Origin of the sequence: Yersinia vastinensis, from assembly GCF_902726565.1 — a bacterium.
Lineage (GTDB): Bacteria > Pseudomonadota > Gammaproteobacteria > Enterobacterales > Enterobacteriaceae > Yersinia > Yersinia vastinensis.
In genome coordinates this window covers 1-18,571 of sequence record NZ_CACVAF010000008.1, presented here as the reverse complement: position 1 = coordinate 18,571, position 18,571 = coordinate 1, and the positions used below count along the sequence as shown (strand labels likewise).

The window sequence follows — 18,571 nt, the reverse complement described above, 5'->3', positions numbered from 1 at the left end:
CTTATGCCTTAGCCTTCGGCATCTGCGAGACCAATGACAAATTCACATCCATGCCTTCCACTTGGAAGTGTGGTACGGCATACAGTTTGACGCGGAAGAAACCGGGGTTGTCTTCAATATCCTCTACTGTGACTTTTGCATCACGTAGTGGATGGGAAGCCTGCAAATCATCACCCGGATCAGTCATTTCAGTGACCAGACTGCGCACCCAGTTGTTCAGTTCCAACTCCAACAAACGGCGGTCTTTGGTGGTGCCGATATTTTCGCGTTGGATCAACTTCAGGTAATGAGCAATACGTGACAGCAGGAAGATGTACGGCAAGCGGGCGTTGATACGGCTGTTCGCTGTCGCATCCGCCGTTTCATACAATGCAGGCTTCTGGGTAGAGTTGGCCGAGAAGAAGCAAGAGTAATCACGGTTTTTGTAGTAAGACAGTGGGATAAAGCCCAGATTGGCAAACTCAAACTCGCGGGTTTCTGGGATCATCACTTCTGAAGGGATTTTTACCTGATTACCGGTACCCAAATCGTACAAGTGAATGGGCAAATCAGTCACAGCACCACCCGCTTGTGGACCACGAATCTGTACGCACCAACCGTTTTTGATGAAGCTTTTCACCATATTGGCGGCAAAGGCGAACGAAGCGTTAGTCCACAGATAACGGTCGTGGTCCGGCCCTTTCACCTGCTCTACGTAATTAAAGCTACGTACTGGTACAGTATCAGGACCGTACGGCAAGCGCCCCAAAACACGTGGCATAGTCAAGCCGATATAACGGGAATCATCCGAGTCGCGGAAAGCCTTCCATTTGATGTATTCAGCACGGTCAAAGTAGTTACCAATATCTTTGATGGCCGCCACGTCTTCCATGTTCTCTTTACCAAAGAACTCGGGACCCACTGAACCGATAAACGGCATATGGGCCGCCGCGGCTACCTTGGAGATATTGCGTAATAACGCGATATCTTGTGGGCTACGGTCAAACTCATAGTTGGAAATCGCCGCGGCAATCGGTTCGCCACCGGGGGTGTCGTATTCCTGAATGTAAGTCTGAGTGTAAAGACCGCTTTGCACGATTTCAGGGGCATCTTCAAAATCCTGCACCAGATGGTCTTTACTGATATCCAGCAGCTCAATACGGACGTTTTGACGGAAATCGGTTTGATCGATAAGGGATTTCACACCGCGCCAGGTGGACTCTACACGTTGGAAATCGGGGTGATGCATCACCGCATCCAACTGGCGACTGATTTGATCATCCAGCGCCGCAATATGGCCATCCAGCAGAGTTTTATCCAGCTTTTCCACTTTTTTGGATGACTGCTTAAGCAAGTCTAAAAAGACACTGACGGCGGCAGTGACACGTTCATCAGTCGTGGCATCTGCTAGGGTATCGTTGTTCTGGAAAGCATCCAGACCCGTCAGTGAGGACACCGGGCTCAGGTTGATTTTTTCAAATAAAGAGGCATAAACCCCTTGGGCAACGGGGCGGTTCTTCTCTAATACGGTCGTCGCACTACCCTGCGCAGCATTTTCCTGTACAGACATCAGCATGTTCCTTCTCTTATCTTTTTATTTACTGGCGGCCAATCCGCTGATTAACAGTCTTTTGGGGCTAATGCCGCCAGTTCAGCACGCAGCTCATCGCTCAGAGCTTCGTCTTTGAGGATATTTTCCAGCTCACGGCGGAAAGTGGTGTTGTCTAGCAGATTGGATTTGAGGTCACGCAGCAGGTTGCGCATGGCCAGTAAGGCGCGCAGTTGCGGAATTTGACGGGCGACACTTTCCGGCTCGAAATCTTTCATGTCACGGAAAGTCAGGGCAACAGCGGTATCGGTGTTATCGCCAGCCAAGGTATCAGGTACAGCGAGTTTCAGGCTCGGTTGGAATTCAGCCAACACACTGTTGAAATTGTTTTTATTGATATTGAGCTTTTCACGTTCGGACAGAGGGCGCTGTTCCTGACCGTTGCTGTAATCACCCATCACCAACAACTTTAAGGGCAGCTCCATTTTCTTTTGAGCGCCACCTGTATGCAGGTCAAGCTTAATATTAATGCGCGCCTTAGGTATCTCATTTTGGAAGCTTGAAGAGGACATCGACTTTCCTTATTAAGGGAAGGAAATTTAAGAAATCCACCGCTGAGAAAATGAATAAAAATAATCTACATTACCCGGCACAACATCCACCACCCACTGATTAACTCAGCGTGCATTAAAGTAAAAATACTCTTTGTAGATATCCCTATCCATTCATCGGATGGCATGAAACTGTAATCAAAAAGGTATTTTTCACACGCATTAGCATATCAATTAAATACCAGTGCGCGCAGTGTAAAAACGTTAGCCATATAACACCAATACGTTAAATGTAACAAAAAGTAAATTTCAAACATTCATAAAAAATAGATCATCATACTGATGTATAAGACATTTCTTACAACCGACAGATAACCCACTATGGTTAAAGGCATTAATAAACATCATGGAAATTAAACTGAGACTTTATGAAGCTTATAGTAGGAATGTGCCTACAAATATTTTTTTCAAAAATGTGATGTGTATTGGACATATTTTAGAAGTAGATTGGTTAACAAGAGACTTATCTATTATTACCGTGAATCAGTTAACCACTAATAACGTAAAAATGACTTATCGATAGGCAACATCATTGTGTATTACAGTTAATCAACAAAGAGATGTGAGTGGCAAATTTATGCAAATAACCCCCCATTAACGTTGAGAAATAGATTCGCCAATATTCAATGAGTACCAGCAGAATATCCCGTTTGGGTATAGCCCTATCTGCGCAAGCCCCATGTTTCCCAGTGTCAGCCCCCGTAAGAATAGGGTCAAATTTTAGGATTTAGGAAAAGTGATGCGTAAGACTGCGTGGAGTGATGTCGGTTGGCTGAATTAAAGAGTGTAGTGAGTATTGAAACGCTGATACAAAAAGCGACCGATTTAGAACTGACCAGATGATTCTGGCACCGGCAGAAACCCAAGGTGTTAAGAATGTACCGTTACGCATATCCCAGCACGCATTCATCAGTATGGCCTTCGCTATACTGCTGCTACCCGGTTGTAAAACATGAATCAGAGGCCAAATATAGTCTCAATTTCTATCTTGAGGTCAGGCGAAAAAAGACGGCTAACTTCAACGAGAGAACTGGCTGGCAAATGATCACCGTAATTTCGGTAGAGTACCGTGCGCAGTTCGTTGATCTCGTCAAAAGAAGTAATAAATATGGTCACTTTGATAAGGGCCGAAAAATCAGCACCTTCGGCACTGGCTATTTCCCTTATCTGACAGAATATTTCTTCAGCCTGTACGGCAATGCCTGATTGCTGTGCGGCAGTGCCAAACGCAGTCAGCCCTGAAATATAGAGCGTGTTATTGTGCCTTACTGAGTGGACATAAGGAGCCTTTACCTCACCCAACTCAGAATAATTCCTCCGTACCAGCTTACTCATGCTAATTTCCTTATTGAGAGGGAGCAATCGTTAATCTTATCATTCCCCTGCTACTGCACAACTTTTCTGCGCGTAGGTTTCACTGTCTATGCAACCTACTCTGCTTTAATTTATACACCGTGATGTTTGCAATGTCCGTTCTTGGCACTAAACCACCTAAAAAACATCGAGCAGCTATGATCGAGGGGCGAACCTTCAGGCTCACTAATTCATCACCAGACCAATAGCTGCGAGTTTCTGGGTAGGTTTTACTTGATATATCGTACTCTCAGCGACAACCTTTTAGGTTCAATACTGTATTTAATCGAAATTTTATGTAACCTAACAAACTCACGTACTAGCTAGGTGGATTTAAAATGAATTTTTTGTCAATTGAAGACGCTAGAAACCGAATCGATCAAATTGATAGAGAACTGGTTAAGATGATTGCGCAACGCAGCGAATGTGTTAAAGCTGCAGCAGTTTTCAAAATTGACCACTCAGCCGTCCGTGCTCCAGACCGCGTCCAGCAGGTAATCGACAAGGTATGTAAACAAGCCACTGAAGCAGGACTTCCCGAAGTGATTATCGAAAAGGTCTATCGGACTATGATCGATGCATTTATCGATTATGAACTCGAGCAACACGACCAACTGCGACAGGAAAAAGTCTAATATCGTGCGCCAACACTCGATTCAACTTCTCCCTATTACTGTCGCTGGTATCGAGGCGGTAAACGCCAACAGCGATTTTTCTTTTGGGCGGCATACTCACGACCAGTTCGGCATCGGTTTGATGGACAACGGCGGACAAAAATCACTGAGTGGACGCGGGTATGTCGAGTCAATCGCTGGTGATATCATTACTGTTAACCCAGGGGAAGTTCATGATGGGACACCTCTCGGCGGTCCGCGAGCCTGGCGAATGCTTTATTTTGATACTGAGCTTATCAATCGCTGTTTTAGGGATATTACCGATGGGAGATTTGTCAGCGGCGAGTTTACTCTGCCTGTGTTGACTAATGCCTGCATAGCTGAAAATTTTAATCGATTATATTACTCCATTATTAGCGGTAATGGCGATGTAGAAAGGTTGGCTGCGGATGAGGTGATGTTAGTCATGACCTCAACATTGGCCCAAATGCCCAGACTTCAGATGAAAATACCATTAAAAGGAGTGTTGTACGCAAAGGAAAGAATGGATGATGAGCCGGGGAGTGCCATATCCCTTTCTGAGCTGGCGGCAATTGCCGGGCTGGGTCAATTTAAGTTTCTGCGCGCTTTTGCACACTATAGTGGGATGACCCCGCATGCCTATCTTTTGCAACGGCGTCTGTCCTTGGTTCGAAAGCTTATTACGGGCGGAATGAGCCTTGTTGATGCAGCCATTGCCGGTGGGTTTGCGGATCAAAGCCACATGACTCGTCTGTTTGTCCGCAGTTATGGCTATACGCCGGGCCTCTATGTGCAACAAATTTCTAAAATCTAGCTGTCACTACTCTGCAATTTTATTCAAGACAGAAATACGCTCTTAATCAGATGCTGAAGCGGCTATTTTCAGCTTCCGGTGAGGGTAAAATTTTGATTCCTTATAATGATTTTCTGGTGACATCTCTGCTGATCGTTATGTCGCCCGGTACTGGTGCCATCATTACGCTTTCCGCAGGCCTAAGGCAGGGAAAACGTAGCGCGATAATTGCCGCAGTGGGATGCACCCTGGGGGTGTTGCCTCATATGCTGGCGGCTATTACTGGCCTTGCCGCCTTATTACATACCAGTCCATTGCTATTTTCCCTTGTGAAATATACCGGTGTGGCTTACCTGTTGTTTATGGCGTGGCAAACGCTACGGGATAAGGGACTTTTATCCGCTGACTACCCCGGACTGGCGTTATCTCATCGCGCTTTGATACAGCAAGCTGTAGTTGCCAATCTTCTTAACCCCAAGCTGTCGCTATTTTTCCTGGCTTTTCTTCCGCAGTTTATCGCCACCAAGGATGTACACCCCACACAGAGTATGTTGATTCTTTCGGCTATTTTTGCAGCCATGACTTTTGCTGTATTTTCTCTGTATGGTATTTTTGCTTCGGCCGTTAGTCATAGTGTATTAGGAAATCACAGGGTGATGACCGGCATTCGTTGGGGTGTCGCACTGGCCTTTACTGCAGTTGGGATTCGGCTGGCGATGGCAGTGCCATAATAAAAATTTGCGTGGGATGGCATGTGCAAAAAGTGTGCTGATAAAAGCGATTGGATGTCAGATCCTGGCACTTAGCGGTCGGGTTGTAGGACCGCTAAGTCTGCTATGAGCGAGAAGCGGACATTTGCAATTCGTGGATTATCGTTTTGACTAAACCTGTTTGGCATTATTTCAATAATTTTGACATTAGCTCAAAAAACATAGGCAGGTCACGGCTAAAAGAAAAGGACGCGTTTATGGCTTTGCGTGCGATTAAACCATCGATAAAGGCAAAAAGTATAATCGTGGTTTCTTCCAGACTAATATCCCGGCGAAACTCTCCCGCAGCAATACCTTCTACGATAATCCCTGCAATACTTTGCCGCATAATGGTATCACTGGAAATATACGTTTTTTGCAATTCAGGGTTCCGTGCAGACTCCGCCATGATTTCAACCCACAGTTGATGCGTGACTGGGTATCCTACATCGCTTATACACGAAGTAATCTGCTCGCAAAGGCGGTCGAAATAAGTGCCGTTAGATGGAGCATTATGCGCTGTTAACGCTGAATTCTGCTCTTCAAGAACGATTGCCTTGATGAGGTCATCCTTGCTTTTGAAATACGTGTACATCGCTCCCTGACTGATCCCTGCCCGGGTAGAAATTTCACGCACGCTTGTCGCACTAAAGCCTTTTTCTGCAAAGCAGGCAGCAGCAGCGGTAATCAGTTTATGGTAGGTTTCGGTTTTCTTTAACATGTTGACTATTGTGTTTAATCTGGTGTCAGGACTGTAGCGCGCTTTTATTCCTGGAGCCAGTGTTGAACTCTGTAGTCTGGCTCCAAGAATCAGATGTTACTTCATCAGCGGCAACGCACTGAGCATATTCTTGAGGTTCAGCATATCCCACGGCAGATGTTCCGCAATCGTAAGGCCGACTGGTTCAGTTTTTGAGGTTGTCTGAGCTATCAGGTTGAGTACATCTTCAATCGTCAGCTGGCCTTCTGCCACGTCACCAAAGTCGTGCACTCCTCTACCAGGCTTGGCGAAAAGAACAGAACGGAAAAGTGACGGTTCGAGAACGTCCAGATCCAGGTGTATCGCCAGATACTCAAGACTTTCCCTATCAATCCACTCCATAACTTCTTTCGCGCCGTTTTTGACTTGTTCAGGACCGATAGTCGCAATGTTATGACGAGCAAGGTAGTCAGCTTCATAAGCCAGTGGATCGTGGATACCTGCAATCATTATTTTTGAGGGATTAAGCCTGGTGGTTACGTGAGCAACTAAATCTTTATCACCCGTTCCAATGAGTGCTCCAAGAACATGGGCATGAGCGTTTGGATATTGTTTAGTAGTCTGTACGTCAGGGTGAGAGTCAATCCAGAGCACACCCAGTTTATCACCGTATTTATTGAGCAGATGTGTAAAAGGAGCCAGTGATACCAGGCAATCGCCACCAAAAACGACGATTGAATCGGGATTATGTTTCTCAATCAGAGTGGCTGCATCTTTGAGCTGCCTGATAATTTGAGGTTTAGCGGTAATGCCATCCACTTCGGCCTGTGGCTGCGTTGTGGGCTCATCGACCGGAACAGACTCAACGGGGCCATCCGATTCGGGGGAAAGATACGAGAGAAGAAGCGACCCAAGATGATAGGGGGGATTATTGCCTCCTTGCCATTGAGGAAATAAAAGTCTGAGCGTTTTACTGGTCATAATTTGCCTCTGCTTGTTTTGACAACAGACTGAATTGAATGAATCACAATTCAGATACGAATGAACGTTCATTCATTTTTGCGTAATCATCGTTCTTTCGCAAGCAACACGTTAAGTTAACTAAAAGGATAAAAGTCATTTTTGCAGGCTACCTTCAATCTACGTCCACTCCTGGTATAGGGCTGCTATTGCAGCCCTGACTACCTTAGACCTCAATCGATTCAGAGATCTCTAACGCATCATCGACTTCAATGCCCAGATAACGGACTGTGCTTTCCAGTTTTTTATGACCCAACAGCAGTTGGATCACCCTGAGATTCTTGGTCTTCTTGTATATCAGGTAAGGTTTTGTTCTTCTCATAGAATGTGTGCTGTAAAGCGAATCTTCGAGGCCAATCTTTGCTATCCACCCATGAAAAATTCGTTTGTATTGCCGGGTTGATATATGTTGGCAATTACTGACCCGAGATTGAAATAAGTAGTTTTTACTGTACAGATTGCCCAGTTTTATGAGTGCTGCAACGGCTTCTCTAGTCCCTTTGGTTAACTCAAATTGCACTGGGCTACTGGTCTTCTGTTGCAACACCGTAGCTCTGCTTGAAACAGAACTGCCATATGCAATATCTGATACTTTGAGTTTAACTAGATAACAGCCCCGTAGCTTACTGTCCAAAGCCATGTTGAACAGGGCCAGATCGCGCGTTTTACCTTCCAATTCGAGTCTGATTCGGATCCCCCAGATATGAGATATCTGAAGCGGCCTTTTTTGGCCGATGGTACGGTCTTTGTTCCACGGTGACAACCATACTCAAATCTCCTTAAGTGTGGGAGATTTGAGTATGGTTGTCACTGATGAGCGAAAAGAAGACGTTGCCACTTTTTCCCAAAAAAGCGCTAACAGAAACAGTGGCCTTTCACTATTCAGACATCAAAAATCTGGAGAATATTTCACAGGAGACATAGCGCCTTTCTTTCTTAGAACGTCCGGAATCTTTTTACTAAGGTAAATTTTTGCTATATCAGGAGGGGCGAGTCTTCCCCTGAATCCAAAGCGGGATTTTTGAGTAGATTCAAACTCATCATCTGCATCCCATGAAGGCATCTCAGGGAAATTCTCGCGGGTAGATTCGAGCCACTCATCAGCTATATAAACCCCTCTGACGATTCCCCTCACTGTAGCCAGTATAAATTCAGCCTTACGAGCACGCTCAACACGCACACGCCAGCTAAATCGTACGGCATCATAGAGGTCTACATCCTTTGAACTTCTATTCACGGAAATCATCAGGACTTTATGTTGGAACACGACTGTTTCGGGTTGGTATGTTGCGATTAATTCTTTGATGTGTGCTGCACCATATTCATTACTGCCAGCACCGCTCATGATGTTAGTTAAACCGGGGTAGGCGTCGATAAGTGCAGCTTCAACCTCGTACGCGGTCTTTTCATCTGCCATACCGTGCCGGTGGATTACATGGATGACCTCAAGATCAGCCAACCTTATCTCTCGAAGTTGCTTGAGTTTATTACTGAGCAATTCATCATCATCATCAACCGCAGCGACTTCACCGCGCATATGAGCAAATACTCGATTCCCTTTCCCTTTCCCCACGTAAAATGTACTTCCATCCCTTGGATCAATTAATCGATATACATACCAGCCAAGATGTTCCATCACTCCCGGAGGAAACTCTTTGATATCCATGCCATAACTCCTAGTACTTGATTCATGAGGCATGAGCTAAACATAGCAATGCCGATTAACAACTAATAGTACCAATTAATCTCCCCTATGATTGATATACCGAAGAAAAAACAACGTCCGCTGCTGGCACCAGACGGTCAACTCGTATACTGGAGCGACAAAACGATAGTAAGCCTTTGTCTGGCGTGTATTTCCCGAAGTTCTTACTCACACGGGATCCCTTCGCCAAATTATTGTTACGGGTTTCGTATTTTTCCCATCCAGAGGCTGTCTTAACTTTCTCTTTACTAAAATAGATTATGATCATAATCTATTGTTACATTAACGCTGTTTGCACCATCTAATTGAGAGGTAAGACATGACCAACCCGGTGTATGAACCCGAAATCACTGCATTGCTGTGTATCGATCTGTATAACGATTTTCTGGCCGAGGGCGGAAAACTGTTCCCCTGGGTGAAGGACATCGCAAAAGAAAACAACATGCACGAGAACCTGCGCAAAATTGTGGCGGCTGCTCGCGAGGCTGGAATTACCGTTTACCACGTTCCGCACCATCGTTGGGAGCCGGGCGATTATGAAGACTGGAAATATCCGTCACCTTATCAGTTGGGAGCTGGGCAGCGTCAGGCATTTGCAAAAGGAACCTGGGGAGGAAGCTTCCATGATGACTTCAAGGTACATGAAGGCGACGTGGTCGCAACTGAACACTGGGGATCAAGCGGTTTCCCAAACACTGATCTTGAGCACAAACTGAAACGCTATGGTAAGGAGAAAATCATCTGCGTGGGTCTTTTAGCCAACACCTGTCTTGAGGCTACTGCACGCATTGGTATGGAACTTGGCTTCCACGTTACTCTGGTGAGAGACGCAACATCCGCCCGTTCTCACGAAGCCTTGCATGCTGCAATGGATATTGATGGTCCAACATACGCTACCGAAGTTCTCACCACCGAGGAGTTGGTAAATGCAATCAAAAAACCCGCTACCTCACAGTTACCAATAGCTTAAGTAAATGCGGGAAACCTTCTGTTTTCCCGCATTCACTGACCTGGGATCACAAGCTTTCAAGAACAGCCTTTTTCATTCGACTTGCAAATTCTGGATCACTACTCAGCTCACTTAAATAATTCGCCCCAACCATTGCCGCAAACTTCACGAGATCACTATCCTCATATCCACTCGATGTAGTTGTGTCCGCAAAAATCTCAAACAGATTATTGATGCCTGCAGTGCATTCTGCTGCGAGTGAGGGGTTATCACGTTTCATTAAGTCATTACCAAAGGCAAGCATTGGGCAACGCTTATCTGTCGGTTTTTGCGTGAAATAATATTGGGCTATCTCACGCTGTAGGTTACCACCTTGCTCTAAGGAAACGTTGCTCCAGTTGGTAGTGGAAGAGTCAAATGCGAGACTAACAGCTTCTTGCGCCAGACTTTCTTTGGATTCGAAGTGCTTATAAAATCCGCCTGCTGTCATGCCAGCAGCTTTCATGATGTCCGAAACACTGACATTAGCTATGCCATGAGCCCTGAAAAGGCCGCTGGCCTTTTCCACTATCAATGCCCGATTAGATTCGGCCTGTATTTTGGTTGAACGGCCCATCGTCACCTCAAAAATAGAGTTTAATAATAATCTATTTTATCACAATAGCCTCAAATACTCTCGTTTGAATCACGCAATGGGACTTTCTGAACGTCCGCTCCTGGCACAAAGCTGCCAGCAACCGTGCTTTTGGACTGCTATGAGCGAGGAGCAGACGTTAGATCTGTCGATAAATTGCCAAGATAGTTTTGATCAAGGTGTCGTTCCAGACGTTGTTAGCCAACAGGGTATAGGTTAGTGGCTGTTGGCTATTTAAAAACACTAATTTAGAGTTCACCGACGGACCAACAATCTTACCTGCTTACTACGATAGGAAGCATAAGTTTGAAACTGGAAACCAAAACGCTCTGCCAAATAATTTGAACGCTCATTTTCATCATCAATAATGCAGCATATTGGAGAAGAAAAATTATTGTCGGCCCAAAGTAAAATTTCGGCCAGTGCTTCAGTTGCATAACCTTTGCCACGGGCTTTTGAAATTAAAGACCATCCAGCTTCAGGATATTTCAGTTCAGGTGTGCAATCGCGATGTGCATTCTGAAAACCAAACGAACCAACATAACGATTTGTAGCTTTCTCAAATACTGCCCAGTACCCATAACCTAACGCATGCCAATGTCCGATGTAACGGAGTAAACGGGTCCAGACCATTTCAGCTGAAGGATTTTCGCCACCATTAATTTTTGCCATTTCAGGTGTGTCCCAGGATGCCTTCAGTGCAGGAAAATCATCGAGTGTAAACTGCTTCAATATCAAGCGATCTGTTTGAAGTTGAGGTGCTTGTTCAAAAGACATTATTTCTCCTACATCAATAGATGATTAGTCTAATTTATCACTATACGCTGAGCTACTGCTGACAAATCAACCGTAGGGAGCCTTCACTTCACCTACCTCAGGATAATTCTTACGTACCATTTTACTCATGCCGAAAGTCTTTTTTGAAAGGGAACAAACTTCAACCTTATAATTCCTCTCAAAATGTTCAATTTTGATTAGCATAACGTGAAGTAGGTAACGTCGGCTCCTGCACCAAGCGAGGTGCTGGGTCAGCTAAGAGCGAAGAACGGAAGTTCAACAGATTTTTTACACAGTTAGTTTTCGAGTCGATTTTAATTCTTTCACAGATGAGTGAGCCTGGCATCTACCGTAAACGGCGGAAGAGTAACTGCGACCCGCGTCATCAATTATCTGACAATGGCACTTAAAAGGCTCACCTGATGTTGAGCATTTATTCAAATGTTCGTGTTCAGCATTAACGTTAAAGTCGATCGTAATGCTAGCTTCACTTATCCAAAAATCAGGGATTTGTTGCTTTCTTAATATATGCGCGAGCATGGCTGCATAGTGGAGTACAACATAATGTCTCAGATTACAGTGGGGGACACTCTTAGGAGGAGTAAGGAAAAAAACCATAGTGCTGAGGTTGTTATTAATAGCGAATAACTTTAACTGGCCAATAGTCCTGAATCCTTTGAAATCGTTGTTACGGCTTACAAAGCTCTCATTAAGAGCATTGGCTATCCCCCTCAGCTCAGCTCGACGTGCCATTGTTTTCCTCGATTGCTTGGCAGAAATCATGATAGCAACAGTAAGCTCTACTGATACCCCGCGCCAATCTTTAATGTGCTTTTCGTGATTCTGAATAGTAACTAAGTAATCAATATGCTTAGCTTTTTACGATGTCCACTCCTGGCACAGGGCTGCTGCTGTTGCAGCCCCGACAATCTTAGACTTCAATCGACTCAGAGATCTCTAACGCATCATCGACTTCAATGCCCAAATAACGGACTGTGCTTTCCAGTTTCTTATGACCTAGCAGGAGTTGTATTACACGAAGATTCTTGGTTTTCTTGTAGATTAGGTAAGGTTTTGTTCTTCTCATGGAATGTGTGCTGTACAGCGAATCTTCAAGACCAAGCTTTATCAATGCGGCAACAGCTTCTCTTGTCCCTTTAGTTAACTCAAATTGCACTGGGCTACCAGTCTTCTGTTGCAACACCGTCGCTCTGCTTGAAACAGAACTGCCATATGCAATATCTGATACTTTGAGTTTAACTAGATAACAGCCCCGTAGCTTACTGTCCAAAGCCATGTTGAACAGGGCCAGATCGCGCATTTTACCTTCCAATTCAAGTCTAATTCAGATCCCCCAGATATGAGATATCTGAAGCGGTCTTTTTTGGCCGATGATACGGTCTTTGTTCCACGGTGACGAGTTCATACTCAAATCTCCTTAAGTGTGGGAGATTTGAGTATGGTTGTCCCTCAAGAGCGAACAGAGGACACTATTATCAACTTCAGCTATTGTGGTTTACGAAGTTGCGCTTACGGTGTTTCCCGGTTAAAGCTAGCGAGAAACATCGTTATTTTTCTTATCGCATAATGCTTATATGGGGAGTAATTTAGACTAAAGGAGGAAGCAATGTCACATTCGTCATCAAGAAGAAAAGTTCTAGCCGCAGAAGGCCTTCTTGCGCATAGAGCGTCACACGCACGGAGTTGCGCTAACCATGTTGCGAATAGATTGGGCATAACCCGTAGCGAGCTATTGATGAAGATTGAGAAAGATACAGGGGCGAGTTTGGTATCGCCGCTTACAGAAGATGAGTTAGTGAAAGCGTTTTATTATATGGAAAACCTTTAGGTGCGACTGCTGTGAGCGAGGAGCGGACGTTGATAGCTCTTCACTTTCCCTAAGAATAAAATATGTAGAATGCGGGTTATGAAACTATAGTTGCCTCAGGGCCAGTTAAGTCATGAGCACATAATTAACGCAGGCTATTGACTGTCATTGGATTGTTTAATAATCTGCTTAACAGGTTATGCGCAGACCTGTCAGCCTGTAGACAAATCCGCCAAAGCGCTTTTTACCCTTTAGTTTTCAGAGCATATCCTTTTAACTTTGCTCTGTGTTTACAGGCCGCAGAGTATTTGTAAAAGGCATATGCAATGCTCCGACACCTCGATGTTAACGATCACCGTTATGTCCCATCACTCAATCAGCTTCGCAAACAGGCTCGCTTCCTCAGAGATCACTGCAATGTTCAATTGAACCATGCCTATGAGATGGTCGCGTATTTTTATCGGTTTTCTAGCTGGGGAGATCTGCTAAATCACACCACCAGTGATATAGCTATCGAGGATCAGCAAATCGTTGCTCACATGCGAGAAGAACTCCAGACATACAGAAACCGTCTGCCAGCATCTGACCTTCAACGATTATCCCAATTAGCAGCGCTGAAGGGCACCTTAACAGAGGCTGTGGTGAATGACCGTATAAAGACATTAAACGATCTGGATATCGTTCAGGTCTATAATTGCCTGTATAACGAAGAATACTGGGGAGAGCCAGCTCCGGTTTCCTGGTATGAAGTACTCGATGAAACAGACAGATGTTTAGTGTTGCTTGCCAAACGGACAGCTCTGGCGGGCCGTACCAAAACAGTCAATCCTCATATTAGCTTTCCATGGTTTGGATTCAGAATGTATGGATATTTACACATTGATGGAAACACACTGAACTACAACTGCAGAGAACTGGACTGCTACCTATGGCCCTCAGAAAAAAAATACACAACGGTATTCAGCAGGCCGTGGTTTGCTGCATATGTCAGTGGCTTCATCCGTAAGCAGCTTCATTCACTATGCAGTTCTGGCTTCTCAGGGAAAATGTCATTTGAGAGAATAAATAATGTCGATTTGGTTGCAGGACCAGTCAGACAACCATACTTTAATGATGAAATACCAAGCTCTTCAATAAACACCGTTGTTGAAAATTTACTCAACATGGGAGGCGTGAGGGACACCAGAAAACAAAATATAACATTCCGTTTTGGCAACGGTGAGATGTATTGATGGATCGCTCATTCTGGATTTTACTTAGTGAACTGCCATCTTCAACAACTGCGTTTATTTTACTTGCAGGTGTCATCTATACGCTGGCCAGAAAAGGTTGCTTCCCCTCGCTTTCACAACGTCAGTTCTTTTATCTGATAATGACGTTTACAATGATAACTGGCTGTAAATTCTTATTTGGATAAAACTCACCAGGCCGATCTGCGACTTATTGATTAATATAAAGGGGCTCTGGTAATGCCCGCTCCTGGCACCAAACCAACTGTCAGATCTGATTGCACATAGGATAAAAAAGTGACTGATTGAGTATGTGCCAGTACACCTAAGATACTAGGCAGCGGTATGAAGACATTTCGTGTCGTCTCCACTAAGGCTAACTCAGTAGTCTCTTCATTATGTAAAAACACCGAGCATTCACTCTAATGACCCCATCAAGACGAGATACTCATCGTATTTATGGTAACAAAAATTTTAGGGCTTTTTGCTTTGTGAAGAAAGTAAGATTAATACTTTCACCACTGTCTAGCGGCTCCCCCCTCCCCGCCTTGAGAGTCTTGACGTAAATCATTGCGTCGTATTTACTATGCTTGGTTTAGATACTTTCTGATGATTTAAGGACCTGACGTGACCGATTATGATGTATTCCCCGAGCAGCGGCAGTCCATTATCTATCAAATGCTGACTGAAACTGGCCGGGTTGTTTGCGCCGATGTAGCCCGAAAGCTTGGCGTTTCAGAGCACACTATACGCAGAGATTTACAGGAACTGGCCCGAAAGGGCGTGTGCAAAAAAGTCTACGGTGGTGCAGTCAGTCAGCTAAAACAATCCGCCAGTTTTGATACTCGCGTGTCACAAAACGTGCAAGAAAAATCAAGGCTCGCGCAGAAGTGCGCACAATTGATCAGACCTGATACTTGTCTTTTTATTGATGCCGGTTCTACCTACCTCGCCATGGTAGAATTTATCCCTGATGAGCTGGAACTGACCATTGTCACAAACTCACCACAAATAGCCGCAGCAGCCTGTGGGCGCAGTAAAGGTGAGTTGATTCTGCTTGGAGGAAAGGTCAATGCCCAAACGGGAAGTACGTTAGGTTCTGAGCCGGTAAATCAAATTCGCGGTATGGTTTTCGATCAGACATTTATTGGTGTGTGTGGGCTTGATCCTCAGGCTGGGCTGAGTGCGGTTTACTATGAAGACGCCTGCTTTAAAAAAGAAGTTCTCAGTCAAAGTAATGAAGTCATTGCTGCCGCCACAGAAGATAAAATATCTCAGATCGCAAGATATAAAGTGGCAACCTGTGAAGATATTGATATCGCGGTGGTGATCAAGGGAGCAAAAATTCAGAATTTCTCGGGTGTCAGTATGCATATCGAATTAGCTGAGTAATCCACTGTATTGACTCGCCATAAGGTTTCAAGAAGGTATTTTCCCTACCTTCTTGAAAATAAATCCACCGATGGATTAGCGCTTGGCTATTAAAATCTATCAGGACTGGAGTGAAAGTAATCTACAGATGGTTTTTTGAACCGCACTCTCGTCATTTGTCCCAGTGATATAATTAGCGACAGCTTTTGTTTCTTCAAATGCATTTCGCATAGCAAAGCTATACTCTGCTTCGGCCAATAATTCGATATCATTATAGCCATCACCGAAAGCCATGGTTTCATGTGGACCGACTTGCAGCATCTGTTGAAGTTTCTGCACTGTCGTGCCCTTATGCACACCATAATCCGCAATATCAATCCAAGATGCTTCCGACACGACAATGTATGCCTCGCGTTCAAAAGGAACTAGGCCCAAACGCGTCTGAGGGCAGTTACCTTCCTCATCATAAACGGTAATCTTGACGAAATCGCTTCGCAGGGTATCCAGACAATCAACTTGTGTAAGGTGAGTATAAGAGCCTCTGATTTTATCTTTTAGTCGTGATGGAATATGGGTGGAGATAACAGCCCCTTCAGGAGTGCAGGCAATAATAACGTGGTGGGGATTAAGCTCTTGAAGCCGATGAATAATTCGTCGTCCAAGCTCATTGCAGATAAGCGATTGAAATACATATTCGCCTTTATGTTTGATGCGGGTTGCACTGTCGCCAACAATCCACATATCCCGACTAAATTCGCCAAATAGCTCTTCAACTCTTTCACACTGTTTTCCTGTGCATGCTGCAAACTGAACCTTCTTTTCAGCCATCAGCAATCTGACATTGGCAAATAATTCTCTATCGTAGTCGCCCTGGCTATTCAGGAAAGTGCCATCAAGGTCTGTGATAATAAGTTTTATCATTCTGTCACCGTGAACATGATTAGGTTGATATTTTGCTACCGTTACCAGAGGCATGATGACCAGAAGCGCCGACAAACGGTCAGTAATGCTCGATATTGCACCATTGTGCAATGTAATGATTGCTGTGTCGATAAAAAGCGGATACACATTCAAATATTGCACAATCGAGCACAAAAAAGCATAATAAATTTTCAGTGGTCTACGTTCTAAAGGATTTCACATGAACACACCTTTACCCGATGTAAGCTTTTTACATGAACTTGCTGATATTGCAGCAACCAGAACATTGCAAAGTTATTTAAGCCCAAAACTGATTGATATCGATACCAAAGTTAAAGAAGGGTTTCGTTTTGATCCTGTGACAAATGTCGATCGCGAAACAGAGTTATTGCTGAGGGAAATTATCAGCGAACGATATCCAGATCATGCCATCATGGGTGAAGAATTTGGCCGGACAGGTGAAGCTGAGTACGAATGGGTCATCGATCCGATTGATGGTACGCGGCCTTTTCTCTGTGGTTTACCTGTCTGGGGTTGTCTGATTGGATTAATGCACAATAACAAAGCCGTGATGGGAATGATGAGTCAACCTTATACTGGCGATAAATTCTGGTCCGATGGTCAGACGTCTCGCTTTTCAGGTCGTTTGGGTGACACCCGTATGGCAACCAGAAGAGATATTCCACTTGAACAGGCCATCCTCCACACCACATCACCCGAGTCTGTAAATCTGTACCAAGATAATAATTTTGATCAACTCAAGAAAAAGACATTGATGACACGGTATGGCGGAGAATGCTACGCCATGGCAATGTTAGCTGCGGGGAATATTGACATATGCGTCGAATATTCACTGCAACCCTACGATATTGTTGCTTTTATTCCAATTATTGAGCATGCCGGTGGCATAGTTACCACTCTCGACGGTGGTAGAGCGGAAAAAGGTGGGGCTATTGTCGCTAGCGCCAACTCAAAATTACATACAGAAGTACTTAATATCCTAAATAGCGGGAAGTCATAAAGACAGCGACATGGGGATTATACACAAACCTCCTTCTGTCTATTTCATACCTAGCGCAACGCTAATATTTTGTTCTTAACTTTATTTTGTATCATCAACCGGAGGTTTAGGAATGAAAGTCGCTCATATTGCATTGTGGACTTCTAATCTGGAAGAACAGGCTATTTTTTGGCAAGAATTCTTTGGTGGTATCGCCAATGAAAAATATAGCAGCATGAATAACCCAGGGTTTGAATCTTACTTCATTCAACTCAATGAAGGGCCGACTATCGAGTTAATGACTAAGCCGGGCCTCGAAAAACAGCAACAAACGAATAATAGATGTGGCTGGGCACACCTAGCACTATCTGTAGGAAGTCAAGAAGCAGTGGATAAACTGGCTTTGATCGCAAAAGAAAAAGGAATTTTGGTCGGAGCACCAAGATTGACGGGTGATGGCTATTATGAAGCTATCATCGAAGACCCTGATGGAAATTTGATAGAAATTGTAGCTTGATGTTTGATATTAGAAACCCACTAATTTTAACTTTTAGCGCTCATGCCATAAAAAAGACCTGAGCGCGCCGTTTGTAATGTCAAATTACTGTCCATCAGCAGCGTCAGATCAAGCCAGCAGTTAGTGTACCCGCCATAATTGGCACTTATTGTGAGCCAATATAAATAATCATTAATGTGGGAAACATCCTACATTAATCTTACCCCCTATCTTATATCCCTCATTATTTCAATTCTGTATTTTGTTATAAA

At 44.4% G+C, this 18,571-nt stretch carries 18 protein-coding genes and 1 pseudogene; 8 read left to right on the top strand and 11 right to left on the bottom strand.

The genetic code is table 11. The annotated features are described in order from the left end of the window. Position 1: 1 nt before the first annotated feature. The 3 genes from tssC to HUZ92_RS13140 all read right to left on the bottom strand — a co-directional run bounded on the left by tssC (position 2) and on the right by HUZ92_RS13140 (position 3,474). A complete protein-coding gene (tssC, locus tag HUZ92_RS13150; protein WP_050098427.1) occupies positions 2-1,555 on the bottom strand; it encodes a type VI secretion system contractile sheath large subunit in 1,554 nt (517 codons plus the stop codon). Between the two features lie 44 nt (positions 1,556-1,599). Then, positions 1,600-2,100 carry a type VI secretion system contractile sheath small subunit gene (gene tssB / locus HUZ92_RS13145; protein WP_050098428.1) on the bottom strand — a complete coding sequence of 167 codons (501 nt, stop codon included), beginning with the start codon at positions 2,098-2,100 and terminating at the stop codon, positions 1,600-1,602. Between the two features lie 996 nt (positions 2,101-3,096). Next, a complete protein-coding gene (locus HUZ92_RS13140) occupies positions 3,097-3,474 on the bottom strand; it encodes a RidA family protein (RefSeq protein WP_050098429.1) in 378 nt (125 codons plus the stop codon). Between the two features lie 356 nt (positions 3,475-3,830). On the opposite strand from HUZ92_RS13140, the gene HUZ92_RS13135 reads away from it, so the two are divergent. The 3 genes from HUZ92_RS13135 (at position 3,831) to HUZ92_RS13125 (ending at position 5,651) form a co-directional block, all read left to right on the top strand. Then, entirely contained in the window at positions 3,831-4,127 is a 297-nt protein-coding gene (locus HUZ92_RS13135) for a chorismate mutase (protein ID WP_050098430.1), read from the top strand. Further along, positions 4,069-4,941, top strand: coding sequence for an AraC family transcriptional regulator (locus tag HUZ92_RS13130; protein ID WP_235896987.1), 873 nt, complete (start codon positions 4,069-4,071; stop codon positions 4,939-4,941). Before HUZ92_RS13135 ends, HUZ92_RS13130 begins: the two co-directional genes overlap by 59 nt. Before the next feature lie 95 nt (positions 4,942-5,036). Then, positions 5,037-5,651 (top strand): LysE family translocator, encoded by a 615-nt coding sequence (locus HUZ92_RS13125; RefSeq protein ID WP_080985776.1) that lies wholly within the window; start codon positions 5,037-5,039, stop codon positions 5,649-5,651. Positions 5,652-5,817: 166 nt separating this feature from the next. On the opposite strand, the gene HUZ92_RS13120 is transcribed toward HUZ92_RS13125, so the two are convergent. The 4 genes from HUZ92_RS13120 to HUZ92_RS13105 form a co-directional block, all read right to left on the bottom strand. After that, positions 5,818-6,390 carry a TetR/AcrR family transcriptional regulator gene (locus HUZ92_RS13120; protein ID WP_050140755.1) on the bottom strand — a complete coding sequence of 191 codons (573 nt, stop codon included), beginning with the start codon at positions 6,388-6,390 and terminating at the stop codon, positions 5,818-5,820. Between the two features lie 96 nt (positions 6,391-6,486). Next, positions 6,487-7,350: an arginase family protein gene (locus HUZ92_RS13115; protein WP_050098434.1), complete on the bottom strand. Its 864-nt coding sequence runs from the start codon at positions 7,348-7,350 to the stop codon at positions 6,487-6,489. Between the two features lie 205 nt (positions 7,351-7,555). Beyond that, entirely contained in the window at positions 7,556-8,152 is a 597-nt protein-coding gene (locus HUZ92_RS13110; protein WP_145579712.1) for a tyrosine-type recombinase/integrase, read from the bottom strand. Positions 8,153-8,278: 126 nt separating this feature from the next. Further along, complete coding sequence (locus HUZ92_RS13105; protein ID WP_050098436.1) at positions 8,279-9,055, bottom strand: LEM-3-like GIY-YIG domain-containing protein; 777 nt, start codon at positions 9,053-9,055, stop codon at positions 8,279-8,281. 358 nt (positions 9,056-9,413) lie between these two features. Here HUZ92_RS13105 and HUZ92_RS13100 point away from each other — a divergent pair, with 358 nt between their 5' ends. After that, a complete protein-coding gene (locus tag HUZ92_RS13100) occupies positions 9,414-10,064 on the top strand; it encodes a cysteine hydrolase family protein (RefSeq protein WP_050098437.1) in 651 nt (216 codons plus the stop codon). A 46-nt stretch (positions 10,065-10,110) separates the two neighbouring features. Here HUZ92_RS13100 and HUZ92_RS13095 read toward each other — a convergent pair whose 3' ends face one another. From HUZ92_RS13095 to HUZ92_RS13085, 3 genes and pseudogenes are all read right to left on the bottom strand, one after another. Continuing rightward, a complete protein-coding gene (locus tag HUZ92_RS13095) occupies positions 10,111-10,659 on the bottom strand; it encodes a TetR/AcrR family transcriptional regulator (protein ID WP_050098438.1) in 549 nt (182 codons plus the stop codon). Positions 10,660-10,932: 273 nt separating this feature from the next. Then, positions 10,933-11,454, bottom strand: coding sequence for a GNAT family N-acetyltransferase (locus HUZ92_RS13090; RefSeq protein ID WP_050098439.1), 522 nt, complete (start codon positions 11,452-11,454; stop codon positions 10,933-10,935). A gap of 931 nt (positions 11,455-12,385) precedes the next feature. Further along, a pseudogene (locus HUZ92_RS13085) lies at positions 12,386-12,880 on the bottom strand (integrase). Positions 12,881-13,608: 728 nt separating this feature from the next. On the opposite strand from HUZ92_RS13085, the gene HUZ92_RS13080 reads away from it, so the two are divergent. Beyond that, a complete protein-coding gene (locus HUZ92_RS13080) occupies positions 13,609-14,514 on the top strand; it encodes a hypothetical protein (protein WP_145579711.1) in 906 nt (301 codons plus the stop codon). Positions 14,515-15,138: 624 nt separating this feature from the next. Next, a complete protein-coding gene (locus tag HUZ92_RS13075; RefSeq protein ID WP_050140753.1) occupies positions 15,139-15,903 on the top strand; it encodes a DeoR/GlpR family DNA-binding transcription regulator in 765 nt (254 codons plus the stop codon). Positions 15,904-16,002: 99 nt separating this feature from the next. Here HUZ92_RS13075 and HUZ92_RS13070 read toward each other — a convergent pair whose 3' ends face one another. After that, positions 16,003-16,803, bottom strand: coding sequence for an HAD-IIB family hydrolase (locus HUZ92_RS13070; protein WP_050295571.1), 801 nt, complete (start codon positions 16,801-16,803; stop codon positions 16,003-16,005). Positions 16,804-17,023: 220 nt separating this feature from the next. Here HUZ92_RS13070 and HUZ92_RS13065 point away from each other — a divergent pair, with 220 nt between their 5' ends. Both HUZ92_RS13065 and HUZ92_RS13060 read left to right on the top strand, forming a co-directional pair. Then, a complete protein-coding gene (locus tag HUZ92_RS13065; RefSeq protein WP_128451071.1) occupies positions 17,024-17,824 on the top strand; it encodes an inositol monophosphatase family protein in 801 nt (266 codons plus the stop codon). 112 nt (positions 17,825-17,936) lie between these two features. Beyond that, complete coding sequence (locus tag HUZ92_RS13060; protein ID WP_145579710.1) at positions 17,937-18,320, top strand: VOC family protein; 384 nt, start codon at positions 17,937-17,939, stop codon at positions 18,318-18,320. Positions 18,321-18,571: the final 251 nt, after the last annotated feature.

What these genes read in the sequence shown, in the direction of transcription:
- tssC (WP_050098427.1), bottom strand. Translation starts at nt 1,555, where the DNA reads ATGCTGATGTCTGTACAGGAAAATGCTGCGCAGGGTAGTGCGACGACC.
- tssB (WP_050098428.1), bottom strand. Translation starts at nt 2,100, where the DNA reads ATGTCCTCTTCAAGCTTCCAAAATGAGATACCTAAGGCGCGCATTAAT.
- HUZ92_RS13140 (WP_050098429.1), bottom strand. Translation starts at nt 3,474, where the DNA reads ATGAGTAAGCTGGTACGGAGGAATTATTCTGAGTTGGGTGAGGTAAAG.
- HUZ92_RS13135 (WP_050098430.1), top strand. Translation starts at nt 3,831, where the DNA reads ATGAATTTTTTGTCAATTGAAGACGCTAGAAACCGAATCGATCAAATT.
- HUZ92_RS13130 (WP_235896987.1), top strand. Translation starts at nt 4,069, where the DNA reads ATGCATTTATCGATTATGAACTCGAGCAACACGACCAACTGCGACAGG.
- HUZ92_RS13120 (WP_050140755.1), bottom strand. Translation starts at nt 6,390, where the DNA reads ATGTTAAAGAAAACCGAAACCTACCATAAACTGATTACCGCTGCTGCT.
- HUZ92_RS13115 (WP_050098434.1), bottom strand. Translation starts at nt 7,350, where the DNA reads ATGACCAGTAAAACGCTCAGACTTTTATTTCCTCAATGGCAAGGAGGC.
- HUZ92_RS13105 (WP_050098436.1), bottom strand. Translation starts at nt 9,055, where the DNA reads ATGGATATCAAAGAGTTTCCTCCGGGAGTGATGGAACATCTTGGCTGG.
- HUZ92_RS13100 (WP_050098437.1), top strand. Translation starts at nt 9,414, where the DNA reads ATGACCAACCCGGTGTATGAACCCGAAATCACTGCATTGCTGTGTATC.
- HUZ92_RS13095 (WP_050098438.1), bottom strand. Translation starts at nt 10,659, where the DNA reads ATGGGCCGTTCAACCAAAATACAGGCCGAATCTAATCGGGCATTGATA.
- HUZ92_RS13090 (WP_050098439.1), bottom strand. Translation starts at nt 11,454, where the DNA reads ATGTCTTTTGAACAAGCACCTCAACTTCAAACAGATCGCTTGATATTG.
- HUZ92_RS13080 (WP_145579711.1), top strand. Translation starts at nt 13,609, where the DNA reads ATGCTCCGACACCTCGATGTTAACGATCACCGTTATGTCCCATCACTC.
- HUZ92_RS13070 (WP_050295571.1), bottom strand. Translation starts at nt 16,803, where the DNA reads ATGATAAAACTTATTATCACAGACCTTGATGGCACTTTCCTGAATAGC.
- HUZ92_RS13065 (WP_128451071.1), top strand. Translation starts at nt 17,024, where the DNA reads ATGAACACACCTTTACCCGATGTAAGCTTTTTACATGAACTTGCTGAT.
- HUZ92_RS13060 (WP_145579710.1), top strand. Translation starts at nt 17,937, where the DNA reads ATGAAAGTCGCTCATATTGCATTGTGGACTTCTAATCTGGAAGAACAG.